16 protein-coding genes are annotated in these 15,774 nt (G+C 28.7%); 7 read left to right on the top strand and 9 right to left on the bottom strand.

Annotated elements, in window-relative coordinates; genetic code table 11:
- Positions 1-10: 10 nt before the first annotated feature.
- Positions 11-787 (bottom strand): SGNH/GDSL hydrolase family protein, encoded by a 777-nt coding sequence (locus SHK09_RS13140; RefSeq protein WP_319811243.1) that lies wholly within the window; start codon positions 785-787, stop codon positions 11-13.
- Positions 788-1,043: 256 nt separating this feature from the next.
- On the opposite strand from SHK09_RS13140, the gene SHK09_RS13145 reads away from it, so the two are divergent.
- The 4 genes from SHK09_RS13145 to SHK09_RS13160 all read left to right on the top strand — a co-directional run bounded on the left by SHK09_RS13145 (position 1,044) and on the right by SHK09_RS13160 (position 5,730).
- Complete coding sequence (locus tag SHK09_RS13145; RefSeq protein ID WP_319811244.1) at positions 1,044-1,967, top strand: DUF368 domain-containing protein; 924 nt, start codon at positions 1,044-1,046, stop codon at positions 1,965-1,967.
- Positions 1,967-2,974, top strand: coding sequence for a DUF368 domain-containing protein (locus SHK09_RS13150; protein ID WP_319811245.1), 1,008 nt, complete (start codon positions 1,967-1,969; stop codon positions 2,972-2,974). The genes SHK09_RS13145 and SHK09_RS13150 overlap by 1 nt, the downstream gene beginning before the upstream one ends.
- Positions 2,955-3,713 carry a shikimate dehydrogenase gene (gene aroE / locus SHK09_RS13155; RefSeq protein WP_319811246.1) on the top strand — a complete coding sequence of 253 codons (759 nt, stop codon included), beginning with the start codon at positions 2,955-2,957 and terminating at the stop codon, positions 3,711-3,713. Before SHK09_RS13150 ends, aroE begins: the two co-directional genes overlap by 20 nt.
- Before the next feature lie 97 nt (positions 3,714-3,810).
- On the top strand, positions 3,811-5,730 hold the full coding sequence (locus tag SHK09_RS13160; protein WP_319811247.1) for a DUF349 domain-containing protein: 1,920 nt from the start codon (positions 3,811-3,813) through the stop codon (positions 5,728-5,730).
- A gap of 75 nt (positions 5,731-5,805) precedes the next feature.
- On the opposite strand, the gene SHK09_RS13165 is transcribed toward SHK09_RS13160, so the two are convergent.
- Both SHK09_RS13165 and SHK09_RS13170 read right to left on the bottom strand, forming a co-directional pair.
- Positions 5,806-6,579, bottom strand: a complete 774-nt coding sequence (locus SHK09_RS13165) for a hypothetical protein (RefSeq protein ID WP_319811248.1) — start codon at positions 6,577-6,579, stop codon at positions 5,806-5,808.
- 2 nt (positions 6,580-6,581) lie between these two features.
- The gene (locus tag SHK09_RS13170; RefSeq protein WP_319811249.1) at positions 6,582-7,676 is read right to left on the bottom strand and encodes a Nif3-like dinuclear metal center hexameric protein; all 1,095 of its coding nucleotides are present in this window, start codon (positions 7,674-7,676) and stop codon (positions 6,582-6,584) included.
- 53 nt (positions 7,677-7,729) lie between these two features.
- On the opposite strand from SHK09_RS13170, the gene lpxK reads away from it, so the two are divergent.
- Together lpxK and SHK09_RS13180 are read left to right on the top strand one after the other, a co-directional pair.
- Entirely contained in the window at positions 7,730-8,743 is a 1,014-nt protein-coding gene (gene lpxK / locus SHK09_RS13175) for a tetraacyldisaccharide 4'-kinase (RefSeq protein WP_319811250.1), read from the top strand.
- Positions 8,744-8,792: 49 nt separating this feature from the next.
- On the top strand, positions 8,793-9,269 hold the full coding sequence (locus tag SHK09_RS13180) for a thioredoxin family protein (protein WP_319811251.1): 477 nt from the start codon (positions 8,793-8,795) through the stop codon (positions 9,267-9,269).
- A 372-nt stretch (positions 9,270-9,641) separates the two neighbouring features.
- Here the strand turns inward: SHK09_RS13180 and SHK09_RS13185 are convergent, their stop codons facing one another.
- From SHK09_RS13185 to SHK09_RS13210, 6 genes are all read right to left on the bottom strand, one after another.
- Positions 9,642-10,742 (bottom strand): OmpA family protein, encoded by a 1,101-nt coding sequence (locus tag SHK09_RS13185; protein ID WP_319811252.1) that lies wholly within the window; start codon positions 10,740-10,742, stop codon positions 9,642-9,644.
- Between the two features lie 125 nt (positions 10,743-10,867).
- On the bottom strand, positions 10,868-11,767 hold the full coding sequence (locus SHK09_RS13190; protein ID WP_319811253.1) for an exopolyphosphatase: 900 nt from the start codon (positions 11,765-11,767) through the stop codon (positions 10,868-10,870).
- 6 nt (positions 11,768-11,773) lie between these two features.
- Positions 11,774-12,262, bottom strand: coding sequence for a histidine phosphatase family protein (locus tag SHK09_RS13195; protein WP_319811254.1), 489 nt, complete (start codon positions 12,260-12,262; stop codon positions 11,774-11,776).
- Positions 12,263-12,297: 35 nt separating this feature from the next.
- Positions 12,298-12,945: a pyridoxamine 5'-phosphate oxidase gene (gene pdxH, locus SHK09_RS13200; protein WP_319811255.1), complete on the bottom strand. Its 648-nt coding sequence runs from the start codon at positions 12,943-12,945 to the stop codon at positions 12,298-12,300.
- Between the two features lie 69 nt (positions 12,946-13,014).
- Positions 13,015-14,202: an NAD(P)-dependent oxidoreductase gene (locus tag SHK09_RS13205; protein WP_319811256.1), complete on the bottom strand. Its 1,188-nt coding sequence runs from the start codon at positions 14,200-14,202 to the stop codon at positions 13,015-13,017.
- A 63-nt stretch (positions 14,203-14,265) separates the two neighbouring features.
- Positions 14,266-14,724: an Lrp/AsnC family transcriptional regulator gene (locus tag SHK09_RS13210; protein WP_319811257.1), complete on the bottom strand. Its 459-nt coding sequence runs from the start codon at positions 14,722-14,724 to the stop codon at positions 14,266-14,268.
- A 157-nt stretch (positions 14,725-14,881) separates the two neighbouring features.
- Here SHK09_RS13210 and SHK09_RS13215 point away from each other — a divergent pair, with 157 nt between their 5' ends.
- Positions 14,882-15,682 carry a DUF1338 domain-containing protein gene (locus SHK09_RS13215; RefSeq protein ID WP_319811258.1) on the top strand — a complete coding sequence of 267 codons (801 nt, stop codon included), beginning with the start codon at positions 14,882-14,884 and terminating at the stop codon, positions 15,680-15,682.
- The last annotated feature ends 92 nt before the right edge of the window (positions 15,683-15,774 follow it).

A 15,774-nucleotide genomic window follows, 5' to 3' on the forward strand; every position in this document is an offset into this window, starting at 1 on the left:
AAAGGGAGTCTTATTTATTTAATTTCGATTTTATAAAAAGGCCCATTTCTTGTCCCCAGACATTATAAGTTAGTTTTGATGGGTGAACGCCATCACTAAAATAAATTTTAGCATTATTAGTAGGTAAACTATGTTTTTTACTCCAATTCTCTAGCGTTATAACTTCATTATAATAGAAAACGTTCTTTTTATCTTTAACTATAACTTGTAATTTTTCTCCTAATATTTCTACTAAATTACCTATTACAAATTTTATAGGTTTTGTAAATGCAGGAAATTCTTTTATAGGTGGCATATTTGTAAAGAATATGGGAGTTTCAGGAAATTTAATCTCTAATAAATTGATAAGTTCTTCAATAGCTTCACTCCACTTTTTAGGGGAATTTAATGTAAAAGCATCATTTCCTCCCATACCAACAATAATAATATCGGTAGACGTTTCTTCAATTTTAGGAATAATTTTTTTACTAAGTCTCTCTACAGTATAACCACTTCTAGCATATACACGCCAATTTATATTTGCCTTTAATTCTGTAGAAAGTGTCTTTGCAAGAGCGCCTGTAAATCCGTTTTTATGAAAGTCTACACCTACGCCCGCAATTGTGCTTTCTCCAATAGAGAGTATATTTAGAGTTGTATTAAAATTACCATTTACAAAACCTCTTGGTTCTTTAGCTTCTGGAAGCTTGGGTACTTTTTTACGAATACTTTTTCCTTGAAAATATAAAAAAGGCAATAAAGGCACTGAAACTATTGCGCCTAGAATATATTTTAATTTGTTATTCATTTCCTTTTTCTTCTTTCTCTTCATTTACTTTCTTAATAATAGCTTTTAAACGTTCTTTATTAAGTTGTTTTTCTAGTTTCACTTTGTTAATTTTTCTATTCATTAACTTGGTGTGTTTAGCTTTGTTTAGCGTATTTTTTGCTTTTCCTTTTTTTGGCATTTCTTGTATTATCTATAAAAGATACAAATAGAATAAACGTTTCTATCTTTCTTCAAATTCTATTATCTTCGTTTTTTACAAAAATAAGAAAATATAATGGGAAGAAATTTAAAAGATTATATCGTAATCGGACTAAAAGGTATGGCTATGGGAGCTGCAGATGTTGTTCCTGGTGTTTCTGGAGGAACAATTGCATTTATTTCTGGAATTTATGAAGAACTTTTAAGTTCTATAGCGAGTGTGAATTTAAAATTACTTAAAACGCTAAAGACAGAAGGTATAAAAGCTGCTTGGAAACAAGTGAATGGTTCTTTCTTATTATCTCTTTTTATAGGTATATTTATTAGTATAATTTCTTTAGCAAAAACCATAAAATGGTTGTTAGAAAATGAGCCGGTTTTGTTGTGGTCATTTTTCTTCGGATTGGTTGCTGCAAGTATTATTTATATAGGAAAGCAAGTAGAAAATTGGAATGCTAAAATTATTATTTTATTCATTTTAGGTATTTCATTTGGTTATGCAATAACAATAATACCGTCTACAAATGTTGGTGGTATTAATTACTTATTTTTAATTTTTGCAGGTGCAATAGCATCTTGTGCAATGATTTTGCCAGGTATTTCTGGTTCTTATATTTTGCTTTTAATTGGTGTATATCCTGTTGTTATGACAGCTTTAACAGATAAAAATTATAAGATAATTGCATCCATTGGTTTAGGTGTAATTGTTGGTTTACTTTCTTTTTCTAAACTATTAAAATGGCTTTTTGCAAATTATAAAAATCAAATGCTAATTGTTTTAACAGGTATCATGCTAGGTTCTTTAAATAAAGTTTGGCCTTGGAAAGAAACAATTTCTACGTATGTAAATAGTCATGGAGTTACAAAACCGTTACTAGAACAAAGTGTTTCTCCTTTTTCTTTTGATGGAGATCCTAAATTAATGATGGCAATTGTACTTGCATTTGTTGGTTTTGGTTTAATTTTATTGATGGAGAAATTGGCAGTTAAAAAAGGATAATGCAACAAGAGAAAAGTTTTTATCAGAAATTATACCTTTTCTTAAAAGGATTAGCAATGGGAGCTGCAAATAAAGTTCCTGGTGTTTCTGGCGGAACAGTTTCTTTTGTTTTTGGTTTTTACGAAGAACTTATTTATTCTTTTAGAAAGATAAATTTAACAGCATTTAAGTTGTTAATAAATGGTCGTTTTAAAACATTTTATAAATATGTAAATGGCCAGTTTCTAATATTAATAATGGGAGGAAGTATTTTTAGTTACTTCAGTATTTCTCTTGTTTTAGATTACTTCTTAAAAAATTACGAACTTTATGTTTGGAGTTGGTTTTTTGGGATGATTATTGGTTCTATATATTACATTGGTAAAGACTTTGGCGACTGGAATAAAACTAATGTTATTTCTTTAATTATAGGTGTTTCGGTTGGCTTAGGAATCAGTTTTTTAACCCCTGCAGGAGAAAATGATAATCTTTGGTTTGTTTTTATTTGCGGTATTATTGGTGTTTCTGGAATGACGCTTCCAGGTCTTTCTGGCTCATTTATTCTTATTTTAATGGGGAATTATGTGTTACTATTAGTAGATTCTGTAAATGAATTGTTCTACGTTGTAACCAATTTAATTATAGGAAATTTTGATGTTTTAGAAGATCCAGAAAAAATAAGATACCTTAAGATAATTACTGTGTTTACAGCAGGTTCTGCTTTTGGGTTGGTTTCTATTAGTCATGTTTTAGGCTATGTTCTAAAAAGATGGAACACAATTGTAACTGCTGTAATTATCGGGTTTATAACAGGTTCTTTGGGTATTGTTTGGCCTTGGAAAAAAGCGATATATTTAGTTTATAATAATGAGTTTCTTTTAGATAAAAAAGGGCATAAAATTATTGAAAACTATAATCGTTTTATACCAGATTTTTCATTAACAGAAACATGGTTAGCCATTTTTTACATTATAATTGGTGTTGCTTTAATTTTAATAATAGATTATTATGGAAGAAAAAAGAAATAGAGTTTTTGGTCTTTTAGGTAAAAATATCTCCTATTCATTTTCTAGAGGATATTTTGCAGAAAAATTTGAGAAGTTAGATTTAAAGAAAAATCATTATAAAAATTTTGATTTAGCAAGTATTAAAGATTTTCCTTCAATTATAAAGAACGAAGAGTTCTTAGAAGGTATTAATGTTACAATTCCTTATAAAGAAGAGGTAATACAATATTTAGATAAGTTAGATAAAACAGCAGAGGAAATTGGAGCTGTAAATACAATTAAATTTACTAAAAGGGGTAATTTAAAAGGATACAATACAGATGTTGTAGGTTTTGAAAACTCAATTTTTCCTTACTTAAAAAAGCATCATAAATACGCCTTAATTTTAGGAACTGGTGGTGCTTCTAAAGCTATTGCTTATGCTCTTAAAAAGAACAATATTAAATACAAGTTTGTCTCTAGAAATCCTTCAGAAAAAAAAGAAATTTCTTACCAAGATTTAACAGAAGAAGTTATTTCTAAATACCATGTAATTATAAATTGTACACCTGTAGGAACTTCACCAGACATACATTTATCGCCAAATATACCTTATCAATTTCTAACGGATAAACATTTATTGTTCGATCTAATTTATAACCCAGAAGTTTCTACTTTCTTGTCTAAAGGAAAAGAAAAAGGAGCTGCCATAAAAAATGGTTATGAAATGTTAGAATTACAAGCAGAAGAATCTTGGCGAATTTGGAATAAAAGCAAATAATAATTATAGCTCTAGTTTTTGTATAACTAGTAAGTTGTCAGTATCTTTATAAACTATAATAATAATGTATTATTAAACGAACTTAAACATTGTAGATATGTTAGATAATAATGAAGAAAACGTTGAAAAAACGGTAGTAAAAGTAGAAGAAGCTGTTAATGACACTCTAGATTTAAAGGAGGAAAAGGCTGCGGTTGTTGAGGAAACAGTTGAAGTTGTTGTACAAACAGTAGACGAGAATTCTAAAGCAATTGAAGAAGTAGAAAACTCTGTAGCAGAAGAAGCAGAGAAAAATGAGGTAAAAGAAGAGAAGGCTGCTGCTTTAGATTATACTGTTTTATCTTTAGAAGATTTAATTAAAGAGTTACAAAATACATTATCTAACAATCCTGTTAATAGAATTAAAGACCAAGTAGACGCTATAAAAAATGCGTTTAATGCAAAATTTGGTGCTTTATTAGCAGAAAAGAAAAAAGTATTTATTGAAGAAGGAGGGAATACAATAGATTTTCAATATTCTAGCCCTCTAAAAGGTGAATATAATACGTTGCTTTCAGATTATAAAAAGCAAAGAGATGCTCATTACAACGCTATAGAAAAGCAAATGGATGACAATCTTAATAAAAGGTTTGAAGTTATAGAAGGTTTAAAAAATCTTATAGAGAATGCAGACGCAAACACTATGTATAAAGATTTTAAAGTGTTACAAGATTCTTGGCGTTCTATTGGGCCAGTTTCTAAAACTCGTTATAATGATACATGGAAAACGTATCATCATCATGTAGAGCGTTTTTATGATTTACTTCACTTAAGCAATGATTTTAGAGATTTAGATTTTAAGAATAATTTAGAAGAAAAACTTAAAATTGTTGCAAAAGCAGAAGCATTAGCAGCGTCTACAGATGTTAATGATGCTTTTAAAGAATTACAAGATTTACATAAAATCTGGAAAGAAGATATAGGACCTGTTGCTAAAGATGTTAGAGAAGACGTTTGGCAAAAATTTAGTGCTGCAACAAAAAAAATACACGACAAACGCCACGAACATTTTCGTGATATGAAGTCTAAATATCAAGAGATTATTACTAAAAAATTAGAGGTTATAGCGCGTTTAAATGCTTATGATACTTCTGGTAACAAATCTCACAAAGATTGGCAAAATAGTATTAATGATGTCGAGAAATTAAGACAAGAATATTTTAATGTAGGTAAATTACCATATGCTAAAAGCGAAGAAGTTTGGCAAAAGTTTAAAACAGCTACAAAGAAATTTAACAGTTCGAAAAATCATTTTTATAAAGATGAAAAAAGCGAACAACAAGAAAACTTAAAAAAGAAACAAGCATTAATAGAAGTTGCAGAATCTTTAAAAGAAAGTGAAGATTGGGCTGTTGCAACCGAGGCAATGAAAAAAATTCAATCAGATTGGAAAGAAATTGGTCATGTACCAAGAAAATTTTCTGATGATATTTGGAAAAAATTTAAAGCTGCTTGTAATGCTTATTTCGATAGATATCACGATCAAAAAAATGCAGTAAGTAAAGAACAACAAGCTTTAGTAGATGCTAAAAAAGCTTATTTAGAGAGTTTAAAAGAAGAAAAAGAGCATTCTAAAGAAAGTGTTTTAGAAGCTATTAATACTTGGAAAGAGTTAGGACCATTGCCTAGAAATGTTAGACATTTAGAAGGGAAATTTAATAAGCAAATAGATAGGTTGCTAGAAAGTTTATCTTTAGATAAGAAAGAAGTTTCTATGTTAAAGTTTACGTATGTTGTAGATGGTTTAGCTGCTAATGAAGATTATAGAAAGCTAGATTCTGAACAATTATTTGTTAGAAAGAAGATTGATGAGGTTGTAAAAGAAATGCAACAGTTAGAAAATAACTTAGGTTTCTTTTCTAATGCTAAAGATGACAATCCTTTGGTTTTAAATGTTAAGAAAAGAGTACTTGAGTTTAAAGAAGATTTAGATATTTGGAAAGAGAAACTAAATTATATTAAAAAGTTAGATTATTAGATTACAAGAAAATTATAAGTACAAAAAAAAACTCGAAGCTAAGCTTCGAGTTTTTTTATGAAATATTTTAAAAGATTAAGAAAATAATTTATCCATTTTCTCTTTCTCTTCATCAGCTAATGCAGCATCAACTAAGATACGTCCACTATGCTCATCTATAGTTATCTTCTTTCTATTTGCAATTTCTAATTGAACTTGTGGTGGTATTGTAAAATAAGATCCTCCAGAAGCACCTCTTTCGATTGCAACTACTGCTAAACCATTTTTAACCTTAGTTCTAATTCTTGTATAAGCAGCAAATAAGTGTGCATCTAAAGATTTAGCAAACTCTTCAGATTTTTCTCCTAAAAGTTTTTCTTCTTTTTCAGTTTCTTTTAAGATAGCATCTAATTCAGCTTTTTTATGACCTAAATGTTTGTCTTGTTTCGCTAATTTTTCTTTAGTACCATCTATAACTTCATTTTTCTGAGAAATTTTAGCTTTGTACTCGTTAATTCTTTTTTCAGCTAATTGAATCTCTAAATCTTGAAATTCCATTTCTTTAGACAATGAATCAAACTCTCTGTTATTTCTAACATTTTTTTGTTGTTCCTCGTACTTAGCCATTAAAGTTTTAGAATCTTCAATTGCTTGTTTTTTATTAGTGATTTCAGTTTCTAAATTAGTAGCATCTTCAACTAAATTAGAAATACGGGTATTTAATCCGGCAACTTCATCTTCTAAATCTTCAACCTCTAAAGGCAATTCACCTCTAACGTTTCTAATTTCATCAATTCTAGAGTCTATTAATTGTAAATCATACAATGCTCTTAATTTTTGCTCAACTGAAATTTCTTTCTTCTTTGCCATGTTTATATGTAATAAATTGGATTCGTACTTTTTTCTGATAAAATGACTGCAAAATTACTGAATTTTTTCGTAAGATAGTCAACCAAAAGGTTTTTTGTAAACTGTTCGCTCTCATAATGACCAATATCTGCCAATAAAATGCTTTTTTCAGCTTTAAAAAATTCATGATACTTAAAATCTGCACTCACATAAGCGTCTGCTTTAGCTCTTTTTGCGTTTGAAATAGCAAAACTACCCGAACCGCCTAAAACAGCTACTTTTTTTATTTTTTTATTGATTAGTTCAGAATGACGAACACAATCGGTCTTCATTGTTACTTTTAAAAATGATAAAAAATCTTTTTCGTTCATTTCTACAGGCAGTTCACCAATCATTCCCATACCAATATCTTGATGCACATTTTCTGTTGTAATTATTTCATATGCAACTTCTTCGTAAGGATGTTCTTTATTTAAAGCTTTTAAAATAGAGGCTTCATTTTTACTCTCAAAAACAACACTAATTCTTGTTTCTTTTTCAGTATGAAGTTTCCCTTTTTCTCCAACAACAGGATTCGAATTTTCGTTTCCCCTGTATGTTCCTTCTCCATTTATGTTAAAAGAGCATTTGTCGTAATTACCAATATCACCTGCACCTGCGTTAAAAAGAGAATTTCTTAAGTTTTCTGCATTTTTAATTGGCACAAAAGTGGTTAGTTTTTTTATAATCCCTTTTTTAGGAATTAGAATTTGTGTATTCTCTAAACCTAAAACTTCGCACATTTTAGCCGAAACGCCATTTTTAGAGTTATCTAGAGCAGTATGTGTAGCATAAATAGCAATATCATTTTTTATCGCCTTTAGAACGACTCTTTCAACGTAAGAATTCCCGTTTAGTTTTTTTAATCCACCAAAAATAATTGGATGGAAACTAATAATTAAATTACATTTTTTAGCAATTGCTTCATTTACAGTTTCCTCTAAAGTATCTAGTGTAACTAAAATTCCTGTAACTTCTGTTTGGTAGTTTCCTACGAGTAAACCAACATTATCAAAATCTTCGGCATAATTTAAAGGAGCCAATTCTTCTAAATAATTTGTTACTTCTTTTATATTCATTCGGTTATCTTTTCTAAAACCAAAGTTAACATTTTTAATGTATTTTTACCCCAATGAAAGTACTTAGATTTTTACTCTTTCCGTTTGCAGTATTATATGATTTTGTTACTAGAATACGTAACTTTTTTTTTGATGTTGGTATTTTTAAAGTAACATCATTTAAAATACCTGTAATTATTGTTGGTAATTTAAGTGTTGGAGGAACGGGTAAAACACCTCAAATTGAATATTTAATTCGATTATTAAAAAATAATTTTAAAACAGCTGTTTTAAGTAGAGGTTATAAAAGAGAAACAGAAGGTTTTGTTTTATTGAATAAAAATCATTCTGCGGCAGATGTTGGAGATGAACCTTTACAATATTTTAAAAAGTTTAATGATATTAGTATTGCAGTAGATGCAAATAGAGTAGAAGGTATTACAAGTTTAATTAAGAATAAGAAACCAGATGTTGTCTTACTAGATGATGCTTTTCAGCATAGAAAAGTAAAAGGAAGTTTTTATATTTTACTAACAAAGTATGCTGATTTATTTGTGGATGATTTTCTTTTACCAACAGGTAATTTAAGAGAAAGTAGACAAGGAGCAAATAGGGCAGATGTAATTTTGGTTACTAAATGTCCTTATAATTTATCGAAAAAGAATCAGGATTCTATAAAATTAAAATTGCGTAAATTTAACAAAGAAGTATTTTTTACTAGTATTTCTTATGCAGATAAAGTTCTAGGTTCAAAAGAGATTTCAACATTAGATCTAGTGAATTTAGACGTTTTATTAATCACGGGAATAGCAAATCCTGCTCCTTTAATAAATTATTTAGAAAGTTTAAAAGTTAAGTTTCATCATTTAAAGTACGCAGACCATCATCATTTTTCGAGTAATGAAATTACAGCTATAAAAAAGAAATTTGATGATATGAAATTACCTAAAATAATTTTAACTACCGAAAAAGATTACGTGAGATTACAAGATCATATTAATGATTTATACTATTTACCTATCGAAACTTCTTTTTTAAATAATGAAAATAAAGCATTTAATTTGCTTATAAATAACCATTTAAAATAAAAACTTTAAATTTGGTATTATTATTGATATTTTAGAACAAATCATTAGAATGAAAAAACTATTTATATTTTCTGTTATTATTTTATTATCTAATTGTATTTCTGCTCAAGAAAGTATAGAAACTCTAGCTTTAGAAGAGATTGTTCCTGTTAATTGGGAATCTTCTTTTAAGAAAGCTTTAAAAAAATCGAAAAGAGAAAAGAAACCAATTTTAATTTATTTTACAGGATCGGATTGGTGCAGTCCTTGTAAAATTTTAGATAAGAAATTATTTCATTCAGAGAAATTTAAGGCAATTGCAGACAAAGATTTAATCTTATATGAAGCAAATAACCCAAGAAATAAAGATCTTGTTAGTCCTAAAATGCTAGAAGAAAATTATAAGTTAATAAGCAAGTATAAAGTAAAATCATACCCAACATTAGTTTTTATAAATCATCAAGAAAAAATGATTGGTTATAAAAAAGGATTAATTCTTACAGAATACTATTATCCATTTATACAGTCTGTAATAGAAAATTATTAATAAATAAAAAGCAAAAAAAAACCGAAGTTAATAGCTTCGGTTTTTTTTGTGCGCACAAGTCTTAAAACCTTGTTTTTACAAATCTATCTTGCTGTTTAATTAAAACTTTAATCTAACTCTTATTAATAAAAGTTTAAGGCGTTTATAGCCTCTAGTTTTATTGAGATGATTAAAATATAGCTTCTTTATATATTAGTTAATGCGTTTTAAATAAACATATATAGATACTCTTTAGGATAGATTTATTCTTCTGTTTAATAGTGTTAGTACAATTAACTTCCTATATTATTCCTATAACTTTATAAAAAAAAAATAGGTATAAAAAAAACCGAAGCAAATTGCTTCGGTTTTTCCATTCAATATAAAATCGAATTATTTTTGATTGATAACTCTAAAAGTAGTTCTTCTGTTTGCTCTGTGTTGTGCTTCTGTACAAGAAACACCATCAGCACATCTGTTAGTTAATTTAGACTCTCCAAGACCGTTTCCAGTTAATTGGCTAGGATTAACTCCTTTAGTAATTAAGTAGTTTGTAACTGCTTGTGCTCTTCTTTCAGATAAGTTTTGGTTGTTTTCTTTTGTTCCTCTTGAATCTGTGTGAGACTCAATAGCTACAGCAACACCATCTTTTAAGATTGGTAATAAACGAGCGTCAATAATTCTTTTTGCACCATTAGTTAAAGTTGCACTTCCTAAGTTCCAGTTAATTGGTAACGGAGTGTTGTTAACTAATTCACATTCAACTTCTTTCCAAGTAGTTAAACCACCTTTGTTAACTAAAACTTCTTTAGTAACAGTTCTGTATTTTGCAGAAACAGTAACTTCTTCTTGGTAAGCATCTTTAACTAAAACTACTTTGTTGATAGAACCATAAACAGCAGGTACATCGATAGTTTTTGTTGTTGGTCCAGAAACCATTACTTTCTTAGTATATGTTTTATCATATCCAGGAACTTTAGCAGAAGCAGTAGTAGCATCTGAACTTAAAGTTGTTAAAGAAACAGTTACAAATTGTGCAGGAATTGGCTTATAACACCAGTATCTACAGTCATTAGGATCACTTGATTCACAATCAGGTGCTTTTTCACTCATCTCCCATACTGCAGATGCAGCTTTAGTTTCAATAACTTGAGAATCTGGGCTAAAAGTAGCTTTGATTGTTCTTAATTTGTTAGCATCTTCTTTTGCAGTATAAGATTCAGTTTTAGTTTCCCAAACACTTGGTACAACAACTAAACGTTGGTCTGCTTCTTTAATTAATACTCTTTCTGTAACAGTTTCGTAAGTTGCAGGATATGTTACTATTTTCTTGTAAGCAGGAGCAATCTCGATAGTTACATCTTCATTTTTCCAAACTTCTGGAGTTTTACAACGTACATAACATTTTCCTGGTTCTGGGTTTGATGGTAAATCCTGTGCAAAAGCAACCGCGCCGAACATTAATAATGTAGCACTTAGTAAAATTTTTTTCATGGGTAATTAGTTTTTAATATTTATCGTTCACTTAGTAAGACTCTAAATAGTTTTAAAAGTCACTATAAAGATACAATAAAAAAATAAATGTTAAAAAAAAGTTAAAGAAATCTTAAAAAGTATTTTTATAAGGTGTTGTTGTAGAGACTTTTAATGATTCCGTCTGAAAGACCAATTTTTGGGACATAAATTTTTCTAGCACCACTCCATTTCATAGCAGATAAGTAAATTTTTGTTGCAGGTATTATAACATCTGCTCTATCCGGGTTTAAACTCAGTTCAGAGATACGATCATCATAAGACATGTTCTTTAAGAACTGATACTGAGCGTTTAAATAAATAAAAGAAATAGGTTTTCCTTCTGTTCTGCCAGACATTTTAAAGATTTTGTTAATGTTACCGCCAGAACCAATTAATGAAACGCCTTTTAAATCTTTGGTATTCTTCTTAATCCATTTTTCTACATTAGAAAAAATTTCTTTATTAACAGATTTTTTATTGTTTAAGAGACGAACAGTACCCATTTTAAAAGACTTAGAATTTATTATTTCGCCTTTAGAAAATAGCGTGAATTCTGTACTACCACCACCAACATCTACATATAAATATGAGTTATCTCCTTCAATTAGTTCGTTTAAATCTGTAGAAGATATAATAGCTGCTTCTTCTTTTCCTCCAATAACATCGATTTTTACACCTGTTTCTGCAAGAATTCTATCTGTTACTTCTTTACCATTAGAGGCTTCTCTCATTGCAGAGGTAGCACACGCTTTGTATCTTTCAACTCCATGCACATTCATAAGTAGTTTAAAAGCTTCCATTGCGTTTATCATTCTGTTAACATTAGCATCACTAATAATACCTTCGTTAACAAATACATCTGCTCCCAAACGAATAGGAACACGAACTAAAGAAGATTTTTTAAACTGAGGCTCTCTATCTTCAGAAACAATTACGTTTGAAATTAGTAATCTTATGGCATTAGAACCGATATCAATTGCTGCTAATTTTTTTATTTCTAACAAAATGTATTATTTATGGTTTTTAGGAAATTCTGCAAAAATAGTTTTTCCTCTTCTTATGTTTTTCCAGTGTTTTTCTTGAAATTGTAATGCAATTACACCACAAGTTGGTACGTGTGCTAGCGGTTTGTTTCCAAATTCATTAACAAATGTATTAATACCATGATCGTGACTAAATATAATTGCAGAATTAAATGCATCATCTAAAGCATTTACCGTTTTTACTAAATAACCATCGCTAAAACTATACAACTGTCTTTTTATTTGAAGGTTTGCGTGTGGAAAACCGAAGTTCTCACAAAAAATAACTGCGGTATGTAAAGCTCTATTTGCACTACTGGTAATAAAGACGTCTGGTTTATCCATTTTTTTAGACAAAACTTTAGACATTAAATGAGCATCTTTAATACCACGCTTTTTTAAAGGTCTATCAATATCTTCTATTCCAGAATACTCCCAAGAAGATTTTGCGTGTCTAACAATATAAAGTGTTTTCATTTAATTTTTTAGTTGTGTTGGGTAAATATAAAAATTTATGGCGCTAATCTTTCTATTTTCCAAGAAAAATCTTTTTCTAGACGATATCTAATTCTATCATGTAGTCTATTTGGTCTCCCTTGCCAAAACTCTATAGAAATAGGTTTCACTAAGTAACCGCCCCAATGTTGTGGTCTTGTAATTTCTTTACCTTCAAATTCTTTTTCAAAAGTTAATAAACTTTGTTCTAATTCTTTCCTAGAATCTACAACTGTACTTTGGTTAGAAGCCCAAGCACCTAGTTTACTTCCATCTGGTCTAGACTCAAAATAACCATCAGATAGGTTTTCTACTTGTTTCTCTGCAATACCTTTTATTATAATTTGTTGTTCTAAAGCTGGCCAAAAGAAAGACAAACAAATATGGTTGTTTTCTTCTATTGCTTTTCCTTTTTCTGATGTATAGTTGGTGTAAAAAATAAAACCTTCCCAAGTAAATTTCTTTAATAAAACGATTCTGTTTTTAGGAAAACCATCTTTACCAATAGTAGAAATATTCATTGCATTAGTTTCTTCTACAGCATCAGTTTCATCTGCATTTCTAAACCATGTTTGAAATAATTCCATTGGGTTTTCTGGACAATTACTTTCTAAAAGTTCTTGCTTTTCGTAAGATTTACGGTAATTAGATAAGTCTTTAGACATTTAATTTATTTGTGTACAGTAAAAATACTGAATATTTTACGAGTTTAAACACACAAAAAGATAGTTTTTTTATTCCGTTTTATTCATATGTTTTGCAAGATAAACACCTGTACTTGCACAAGCTTGTAGTAAATAACCTCCAGTTGGTGCGTCCCAATTTAACATTTCGCCAATGCAATACTGATTTTTAATTTTTTCTAATTGAAAATTGCCGTCTATTGCCTCTAAATCGATACCGCCAACAGTAGAGATAGCTTCATCTAAAGTTCCTAAGCCAGTAATTTCTAAAGGGAATTTTTTAATGTTTTTTGATATTATTTCTGAATTTAAATAAGCGTCTTTAGAAAGATTGTTTTTTAATAAATCTATTTGAGAGTTACTTAATTTTAATTCTTTCTTTAAAATTTGTGTAGTATTCTTAAAACCAGATTTTTTAATTTTAGTTATAATTTTCTCTAAGTTTAAAGTAGGTTTAAAATCGATGTAAATAATTGCTTTTCCTTTCGATTTTAATTGATGTCTAATTTGCGGACTTAATGCATAAATGGCGTTTCCTTCTAAACCAAAATTGGTAATTACAGCTTCTCCTTTTTGTGTTTTTTCTAAACAAGAAATTGCAATATTTTTTAAAGGAATTCCTTCGTTTTCTTTTATGAATTTAGAATTCCAATTAATTTTAAAAGCACAATTAGAAGCTTCAAAAGGTATTGTTTTTATTCCTTTTTCTTTAAAAGTATTTAGCCAATTTCCATCAGATCCTGTAATTTTCCAACTTCCGCCACCCAAAGAAAAAACGGTATAATCAGAAGTTATTATTTTATTATTTATAAGAATATTGTTCTCTAGATTCCAACCAGAAAAAATATGTTCGTATTTAAAATGAACTCCTTTTGTTTTTAAATGCTTTATAATTGTATTTAAAACGGTAATTGGTTTTATTCCTTCTTCAGGATATATTCTTTTACTGCTACCTACATATGTTGGTATTCCTATAGAGTTTAGCCATTCTCTAAAATTATCATTTGTAAAGCTTAATAAAGAATTTTCTAAAAAACTATTTGGTGTGTATTTTTCTATAAAATTAGAAATTGGTTCTGAATGTGTAAGATTAAAACCACCTTTTCCTGCAACTAAAAATTTTCTACCAACAGTTTTATTTTTTTCATAAATAGTAATGTCAAACTTTTCTGTATTTAAAAAAGCAGCTAAAAGTAAAGAAGAAGGTCCGCCGCCAATAATTGAAATTGTTTTTCTCATATTGTTTTTTAATGTAGACTGTTGCTATTAATTTTCAATAAAAAATTATTTTAAATTTTACTATTATTCGATGGGAATATTCCTTTTAAAACCAGTATCGAAACATATAAATGTATCTGTGCCAGAAACGCCATTAATCAAATGAACTTGCTCGTATAATACTTCACGTAAATGTTCATTGTCTCGTGCAAATATGAGAATAAAAATGGCATAATTTCCAGAAACGTAATTACATTCTACTATTTCATTAATTTTAGTTAATTCTTCCATTACAGATTTTGCAAAACGCGCTTCACGTAAACGAATTCCTGTATAAGATTTAGTTTTGTATCCTAATTTTTTTTCATCTAGTAAAAATTCTGCATTCTTAATTACTTCAGAATCTGTTAGTTTTTTAATTCTTTGATGCACCAATGAATTAGAAATATTTAGTTCTTCTGCTATTTGAGAAAATGCTTTTCTTCCGTCTGTTTGCAGCTTAATAAGTATTTGCTTGTCTATGTAGTCAATTTGATTCTCCATTGCACTTAGTTTGGTTAGATTTAGGTCAAAATACCTTTAGAAAGCAATTTATAAAATCATTTTGATATAAAATCATTTTTATAAATGTAAAATTACTTATGATTGGTTTATTTATGAAGTAAATTGATTTATATTAGAGGTATAAATTAAATAGAAAATGACTACAACTGAAATTTTTGAAACATTATGGAAGGAGTACACGCAAAGAACTCCGTCTGCACAAAAAATAAAAGATTTATTTACAGAAAAAGGAAATAAAATTATTAATGATCATGTTGCTTTTAGAACTTTTGATGATCCTCGTGTGAATATAGAAGTTTTAGCAAAACCTTTTTTAGCGGCTGGTTATGTAGAATGTGGCGATTATACTTTTGTTGCTAAGAAATTGTATGCAAAACATTTTGAGCATGCAACAGATAAAACTTTGCCTAGAGTATTTATTAGTCAATTAAAAGTTGCTGAGTTTTCAAGTGAATTACAAGCTGAGGTAAAGAAAATGATAGATTCAATTTCTGAAAGTGAATTGAATTCTGGAGAACTTGTCTTTAAAGGAAGATTGTGGGAGCAACCTAGTTTTAATGTATACGAAAAACTACAAGCAGAAACAGAATATGCAGCTTGGTTGTATGTAAACGGCTTTTGTTCTAATCATTTTACTGTAGATGTTAATGAATTAGATACTTTTAGTTCTTTGCAAGAGGTTAATTTGTTTTTAAAAGAAAACGGATTTAAGATGAATACTTCTGGAGGAGAGATTAAAGGAACACCAGAAGAATTTTTAGAACAATCTAGTGTTTTAGCAGACAGAATTCCTATTGCATTTAAAGAAGTAACTAAAGAAATAACCTCTTGTTACTATGAATTTGCATATAGACATGTTATGAAAAACGGTGCCTTGTTTTCTGGTTTTATTGCGGGTTCTGCTGATAAAATTTTCGAAAGTACAGACATGAAATAATAAATTGACATCGTTTCAATTTAGATTTACAAAAAAAAGAATCAGAATCGTTAACGATTCTGATTCTTTTTTTTGATATTATTCTTATGTGC

This window comes from Polaribacter sp. PL03 (genome assembly GCF_033875165.1).
GTDB lineage: Bacteria > Bacteroidota > Bacteroidia > Flavobacteriales > Flavobacteriaceae > Polaribacter.

Bases quoted from the DNA above. Each gene is read 5' to 3' on its own strand.
- SHK09_RS13205 (WP_319811256.1), bottom strand. From the start codon at position 14,202: ATGAGAAAAACAATTTCAATTATTGGCGGCGGACCTTCTTCTTTACTT.
- SHK09_RS13160 (WP_319811247.1), top strand. From the start codon at position 3,811: ATGTTAGATAATAATGAAGAAAACGTTGAAAAAACGGTAGTAAAAGTA.
- SHK09_RS13215 (WP_319811258.1), top strand. From the start codon at position 14,882: ATGACTACAACTGAAATTTTTGAAACATTATGGAAGGAGTACACGCAA.
- SHK09_RS13170 (WP_319811249.1), bottom strand. From the start codon at position 7,676: ATGAATATAAAAGAAGTAACAAATTATTTAGAAGAATTGGCTCCTTTA.
- aroE (WP_319811246.1), top strand. From the start codon at position 2,955: ATGGAAGAAAAAAGAAATAGAGTTTTTGGTCTTTTAGGTAAAAATATC.
- SHK09_RS13195 (WP_319811254.1), bottom strand. From the start codon at position 12,262: ATGAAAACACTTTATATTGTTAGACACGCAAAATCTTCTTGGGAGTAT.
- SHK09_RS13145 (WP_319811244.1), top strand. From the start codon at position 1,044: ATGGGAAGAAATTTAAAAGATTATATCGTAATCGGACTAAAAGGTATG.
- SHK09_RS13210 (WP_319811257.1), bottom strand. From the start codon at position 14,724: ATGGAGAATCAAATTGACTACATAGACAAGCAAATACTTATTAAGCTG.
- lpxK (WP_319811250.1), top strand. From the start codon at position 7,730: ATGAAAGTACTTAGATTTTTACTCTTTCCGTTTGCAGTATTATATGAT.
- SHK09_RS13140 (WP_319811243.1), bottom strand. From the start codon at position 787: ATGAATAACAAATTAAAATATATTCTAGGCGCAATAGTTTCAGTGCCT.
- SHK09_RS13185 (WP_319811252.1), bottom strand. From the start codon at position 10,742: ATGAAAAAAATTTTACTAAGTGCTACATTATTAATGTTCGGCGCGGTT.
- SHK09_RS13180 (WP_319811251.1), top strand. From the start codon at position 8,793: ATGAAAAAACTATTTATATTTTCTGTTATTATTTTATTATCTAATTGT.
- SHK09_RS13165 (WP_319811248.1), bottom strand. From the start codon at position 6,579: ATGGCAAAGAAGAAAGAAATTTCAGTTGAGCAAAAATTAAGAGCATTG.
- SHK09_RS13150 (WP_319811245.1), top strand. From the start codon at position 1,967: ATGCAACAAGAGAAAAGTTTTTATCAGAAATTATACCTTTTCTTAAAA.
- pdxH (WP_319811255.1), bottom strand. From the start codon at position 12,945: ATGTCTAAAGACTTATCTAATTACCGTAAATCTTACGAAAAGCAAGAA.